Below are 5965 nucleotides of genomic sequence, written 5' to 3' on the forward strand. Positions count from 1 at the left end.
GCTGCTGGATCAGGGCGTCGTCCAGGACCTCGTCCACGGGCACCTCTTGGGCCTTGGTGTCACTCACCACGTCAGTCATCAACTGTCGCTTCCAGCTCGGGAGTTACACCAGTGACCGTACAGTCCCTTTTGACACCCTTCAGGCTGAACCGAACAAGTAAGTCAAGCCTTACTTTCGAAGTGATTTGGCTGCATAGTGGGAGCGTGTCTGAAAGATCGTGTAAGTCCGTGATGTGACAGGCTGGCCGAGGCCCAGCTCTGGGGCCTTGACCAGCCGGGACGGGCGAACATGGCAAACAAGGAAACGCCGGCCGTCGAGCCGGTCGAGGACGAGCTGGTGGACGAGGTCGTCGAGCGGCTGATGGACCGCGCTGACGCCTCAGGGGCAGCCCTGTTGGGCGAGGGTTTGGGTACGTCCGGGCCGCTGAGCGTCGCCCAACCTTCTAACAACAAGCACCGGCCACACCGATCGCTGAAGCAAGCCGCACCGCTTCGACCACGACCCGAACCGATCAGCGTGCCAGAGCAGACCAGGCACCTGGAGGTCCGCCGACGAGAGCGACTCGGAGGAACCCTGCACGGCCCCGTGCGACCGGCCCATGACCCCGCCTTTCCCCATCACTCGGCACCCTCCTTGTCCTGCTCTTTATCCAGTGCGCCGACAGCCGCCACCGGTTCACCGGCGTACGTGCACCCCTCCTGACCTGCCCGGTGAACCTCCTGAGCGTCCGCAGACGGCCACGCGGACAGTTGATCAGCATCCTGAGCAGGTCTGGTACACCTCCTACGGCTCCAACATGCACCTAGACCGGCTCGCCGCCTCTATCCAGGATGACCGCCCGCTTGGTGCCGCGAGGGAGTACCCGGGGTGCCGGAACCCCGCGATGACGACCAGATCCATCCCGGTGGAACTCGTAGGCGCGATGTACTTCGCGACCGAGTCACCCGTTTGAGGCGGAGGCAGAGCCTTCTATTCAGAAAGGCGGTTCGTCGGGCCATTGCGAAATGCTGACCTGACTAGCAAGATCGGGGGTCCATCATCTTTGAGAGCACCCGCGTATTTCTGACCGCTTGGACCAAGGGATAGCTTCGAGCAGGCCGCGGTGCATCCCAAACCGGTTATGACGGGATCCCGCTGAGTTACTTCTTCCGGCTGTCGTCATCGTCCTCAATTGGCGTGTCGGGAAACACCGCATGGTCGCCCCGTTACCGTGCGGGGGTCGACCACAAAGGACTGCCCGGCGGCTGGCGGGTAAGGGCTTCCTCAGCCGCGTACCGGCGTAGCCCGATCGAGAGGATCTGGACCTTGAGCGATTTTTCCCGCCGCTACCTGCTCAGGGCGTCAGCGGCCGCCGGCGCCGGGGCGGTCGTCGCCTCGGGCCTTAAGGCCGCAGGCGCGCCGGACATTGCAGCCGCGAGCACCTCGGGCCTTCTGCCCGCGAGCGACCCGACTAAAGGATCGTCGGGAGGTCCGCCGGCGAAGCTGACCGGTCGCGTCGTGCGCCCCGGTGACGCCTCGTACACGGATGATCGCATCGACTACGACCAGCTGTTCTCTCACTACCCGCTGGTCATCGTCTTCGCCCAGGAGACCCAGGATGTGGTGAACGCCCTCACCTGGGCACGGCAGCACAACGTCGCACTGCGGGTACGCAGCGGCCGCCACGCCCTGGAGGGCTGGTCGAACATCGACAACGGCATCGTGATCGACGTCAGCCAGCTCAAGTCGGTCCACATCGACACCGATGCTCGTATCGCGACAGTCGGCGCCGGCCTGACCCAGTTGGAAGCGGTGACGACGCTCGCCAAGCAGGACCTCGCGGTCACGACCGGAAGCGAGGGCAGCGTCGGCTTGGTCGGTGCGACGGTCGGCGGCGGCCTTGGCCCCCTCAACCGCTGGCTCGGCATGGCCTGCGACAGCCTGATCGGGACCGAGGTCGTCGTCCCGTCGGGTCGCGACTGCGCCGAGGTGATCCATGCCGACCTGAAGGACCACTCAGACCTGCTCTGGGCGCTCCGTGGGGCGGGAAACGGCAACTTCGGAATCGTCACGCAACTCACCTACAAGGTGCACCCGCTCAAGCGCATCGCCTATGTGCAGGCGACCTGGGACGGCCTCACGGACCTGCATGGGATCTTCGATGCATGGCAGCGTACGGTACCGTGCGCCGACAACCGCCTCGGATCCGAAGTCGAGATCCACAAGTCTCAGATCGTGCTGTTCGCGTGGCTCGCGGAGGGCACGGCGGCAGAGGCCAGAAAGATGCTGGCCCCGATCCTGTCGATCGGCACGCCCGATGTGAAGGTGCAGGTCGGTAACTGGGGCCCCATCTTTGCCGGAGCCCAGGTCCCGCGCTCGCAGGAGCCCGCCAACGTGAAGTTCTTCTCACAGTTCGCCAAGAAACTGTTCCCGAAGAAGGCGATCGACGTCATCGGCTACTACATGCGAAACGCTCCCACGGAGGACAGCAACTACTTCGTCGATGCCTTCGGCGGGGCGATCAAGAAGGAGCCCCGCGGCGGCACCGCGTTCGTGCACCGCGACGCGATCTTCTACGGCGAGATCGGCGCAGCCTGGGGGACTCCTTCAACGACACCAGGCGTCTGCGACCCGCTCACCTCAACGTGCCAGGCCTGGACCGCCGAATTCAGCCAGGCGATGCGCAGCTTCGTGGACGGCGCCTACGTCAACGTGCCGAACGTCGGCATGCAGGAGTGGGAGACCGCCTACTGGGGGAGACGCCACTTCGAGCGGCTGCGCGAGATCAAGGCGAAGTACGACCCCTACAACGTCTTCCAGTACGAGCAGAGCATCCCGCCCGCGTCACGCTGATCGACAGTTCGCCGTCGGGGCCCCTCCCCGGTCAGGCTCGGCCTTTCACGCAGAAGGGCCCGACGCAGTCGAAGGGGTGTCGTTAGCCCCGATCTTGCATGAGGGATCGTCAGCTTGCTGACGATCCCTTTGCTCGTTCAGAGTGAAGATTTCTGCTTGCGGGCAGGGCTGATGGTCCGGCTGTCGTGCCGGGTGGGCGCCGGGTTCCACGGCTCCGGTTGTGATGGTGCTGGTAGCAGGGATGGGATGCTGCTGGTCAGCCAGGGTTGGGCAGAGCTTCGAGCCGGTCGAGGGCGATCTGGATGATCTCCAGCCAGACCTGGCTCTGGGGCGTGTCGTGCAGGGCAGGTTGCGCAGGCCGGTGGAACGGGCGGCGCGGATGCAGTCCTCGGCACGGACGCTGTGGGTGCCGAGAAGTCCATCCGTACAGGTAAGGGGGCGGATCGCGCCATCTCGCCACCGGCAGTCGGGGCCGCGGGGCATGATGATCGATTGTGCTGCTCCGCTTGGCCTACCTGACGATGACGAACGCCTTCGCCGCGCTGAGGCTGCTGCCGAGAAGCGGGCGGGACAAGGACGTGGAGATCCTTGCGTTGCGGCACCAACTCGCCGTGCTGGAGCGCCAGCTCCACGAAGCCCGCCCCCGCTTCACGCCCGAGGATCGCACTTTCCTCGCCGCCCTGCTCCACCACCTCCCTAAGCAAGCCCTATGCCAGGTGCGGCTGTTGGTGAGAACGGACACCGTGCTGCGCTGGCACCGCGACATCCTTCGCCGCCAGCACGCCATGCGGTCACGCCCGAAGCGCATCGGACGGCCGAGAACGGTCCGGTCCATCCGGCTCCTCGTGCTCCGACTGGCGAAGGACAACCCCACCTGGGGGTATCGCCGGATCCACGGCGAACTCGCGGTCCTCGGAGTCAAGGTCGCCGCCTCGACCATCTGGGAGATCCTGCGCACCGCAGGGATCGACCCGGCGCCGCAGCGCACGACCACGACATGGGCCGCCTTCCTGCACTCGCAGGCCGACGCCCTGCTGGCATGTGACTTCCTCGAAACCGTCACCCTCACCGGCGCGCGACTGCATGTGCTGACGGTGATCGAGCAGGCCAGCCGCCGAATTCGAATCTTGGGCGCGACCGCGCACCCGACCGCCGCCTGGGTCACCCAGGCGGCGCGGAACCTGGTCATGGATCTGGAGGACGCCGGATACCGGGCCCGATTCCTCATCCGCGATCGGGACGGCAAGTACCCGCAGATCTTCGACGCGATACTCGCCGACGCCGGGATCCAGGCCGTGCTCACCGGCGTCAGGATGCCGCGGATGAACGCGGTCATGGAACGCTGGGTAGCCACCTGCCGACGGGAACTCCTCGACCGCACGCTGATCTGGAACCAACGCCATCTCACCAACGCACTACGCGAGTTCGAGAACCACTACAACACCCACCGCCCCCACCGCGCCCTCGACCAAAGCTCACCCCTGAGAGCACGGCCCACGCCGATCAACGATCCGGACCGGATCGCCCAACTGAACATACGCCGCCACGACCGACTAGGCGGAACCCTCCACGAGTACCGACATATAGCCTGACCAGCGTGGATGCACTTTCCGGCACCCACAACGTCAGAATCCAAGGCGAACTGCGACGGCTCGGCCACCGCGTGGCCGCCACCACCATCCGACGCGTACTTCGTCGCGCGGGCCTGCCACCCGCACCGCAGCGCGCCACTCAACAGACGTGGCGCACCTTGACGGACAAATCGCCCCCGATTGACACCACTTGAGGCTGGGAGCAAGAGCGCTCCCAGAGGGCTCCCCGTTCGCTCCCACCGCAAAAACGACAAAGGCCGCTTCCGTTACTCACGGAAACGGCCTTCGACCTGCGGTTTCGCAAGTCGGGACGACAGGATTTGAACCTGCGACCCCTTGACCCCCGGTTGCGCGGCAATTCGCCTCTTTTTGCACCATTTTGAGACCCTCGCAGTTCTGAGTCGCCGTCGAGATCCCTACGACGCCACACACCGCGGCCGTCAAGTGTCATGCCAGAGCGAATCGCTCCCCCTGCACCACGGGTCCGACGAGGGAGGGCGATCGGAATGAAACGGGGGGCGGCGGATGATTCACGGGGAGTCGGCTGGTTCAGGCTGCGTCCGTGCGGTGCGCGGTGAAGGTCACCTGGGTGTCGTCGTCGTCGAGGGCGATGTTCAGGGTCGCATCCAAAGCCCTGGCCAGCTTGGCGAGGAGCGGCAGTGTGGGAACGGTGTCGGAGCCTTCGATCCGTGAGATCTTCGCCTGCGTGAGCCGTGCGCGGTCGGCCAGTTCGGCCTGGGTGAGCCCCAGCTCGGTGCGCCGGTCGTACACGGCTTTCGCCAAGGCCATGGACAGCCGGATCTCGCGACGCGCCTCAGCTACGTCCTCCGGCTCGGTGAAGCCCTCGGCGAGCTTCCGCTCGCGCAGGCTCTTCCAGCGGCTGTGGCTCATTACTCCATCTCTCCTTCCTCGATGGTGCGGATGAACTCCTCGTGGGCCGGGCCATGTTCGACCTCGCAGACCTTCTGTGCGAGTTTGGCGCGCCTGACCTCGGCGTCCTCCCGCATTCTCGTCTTTCGGAAGACAGTCAGCAGGACCGCGGTGCGGTTCGGTGTGAGCCAGTACGTGATGCGCATGGCAGCACCGTCGAGGGTCGGGCGCAGCTCCCGGACTCCGTCGCCGAGGTGGCGGGCGTATGGCTCGCCGAGCGCAGCGGCGTGTTCCGCGAGCAACCCGACATATTCGTCGATCTTGAGGAAGTGCTTGGCCGACAGCGTCTCCAGCCAGTCCCGCACTTCAGGCTCGAGCTCGATGGTGAAGAGCACATCCACCCTCAGGACATTATATGTCGTCTGCAGCATATTCAAGGCGGCGCGGCGGTTGCCCGTACGCAGGATGGACCATCTCGGCGGAGCCCTCCATGAATACCCACATGTCGCCTGACCAGCCCGGATGGACTTTTCGGCACCCGCAGGGCCGACCCGGGACAGATGACCCGAGTATTCAGACTTTAATGATCTCGACGGTCGGCCCGCACAAGAGGGTGAGATCTTCCGGATCGGAGGTGAGGACGGTCACGGGTCCCTGAGCGGCACGTGCG

General features: G+C 65.3%; 4 protein-coding genes and 2 pseudogenes. 3 read left to right on the top strand and 3 right to left on the bottom strand.

Annotation, left to right across the window (positions count from 1 at the left end):
- Positions 1-1306: 1306 nt before the first annotated feature.
- The 3 genes and pseudogenes from P3G67_RS35560 to P3G67_RS36300 form a co-directional block, all read left to right on the top strand.
- On the top strand, positions 1307-2833 hold the full coding sequence (locus P3G67_RS35560) for an FAD-binding oxidoreductase (RefSeq protein WP_276097208.1): 1527 nt from the start codon (positions 1307-1309) through the stop codon (positions 2831-2833).
- A 494-nt stretch (positions 2834-3327) separates the two neighbouring features.
- Positions 3328-4425 (top strand): integrase core domain-containing protein, encoded by a 1098-nt coding sequence (locus P3G67_RS35565; RefSeq protein WP_276097209.1) that lies wholly within the window; start codon positions 3328-3330, stop codon positions 4423-4425.
- A 32-nt stretch (positions 4426-4457) separates the two neighbouring features.
- Positions 4458-4583: pseudogene (locus tag P3G67_RS36300) on the top strand (integrase); the annotation flags it as partial.
- A gap of 391 nt (positions 4584-4974) precedes the next feature.
- On the opposite strand, the gene P3G67_RS35570 reads toward P3G67_RS36300, so the two are convergent.
- The 3 genes and pseudogenes from P3G67_RS35570 to P3G67_RS35580 all read right to left on the bottom strand — a co-directional run.
- The gene (locus tag P3G67_RS35570) at positions 4975-5316 is read right to left on the bottom strand and encodes a helix-turn-helix domain-containing protein (RefSeq protein WP_276097210.1); all 342 of its coding nucleotides are present in this window, start codon (positions 5314-5316) and stop codon (positions 4975-4977) included.
- Positions 5316-5696, bottom strand: coding sequence for a type II toxin-antitoxin system RelE/ParE family toxin (locus tag P3G67_RS35575; protein WP_276097211.1), 381 nt, complete (start codon positions 5694-5696; stop codon positions 5316-5318). The genes P3G67_RS35570 and P3G67_RS35575 overlap by 1 nt, the downstream gene beginning before the upstream one ends.
- 172 nt (positions 5697-5868) lie before the next feature.
- A pseudogene (locus P3G67_RS35580) lies at positions 5869-5965 on the bottom strand (DNA-binding protein); the annotation flags it as partial.

This window comes from Streptomyces silvisoli (assembly GCF_029269905.1).
GTDB classification, from domain to species: domain Bacteria; phylum Actinomycetota; class Actinomycetes; order Streptomycetales; family Streptomycetaceae; genus Streptantibioticus_A; species Streptantibioticus_A silvisoli_A.

Excerpts from the sequence above, each read along its gene's own strand:
- P3G67_RS35570 (WP_276097210.1), bottom strand. The coding sequence starts at position 5,316 with ATGAGCCACAGCCGCTGGAAGAGCCTGCGCGAGCGGAAGCTCGCCGAG.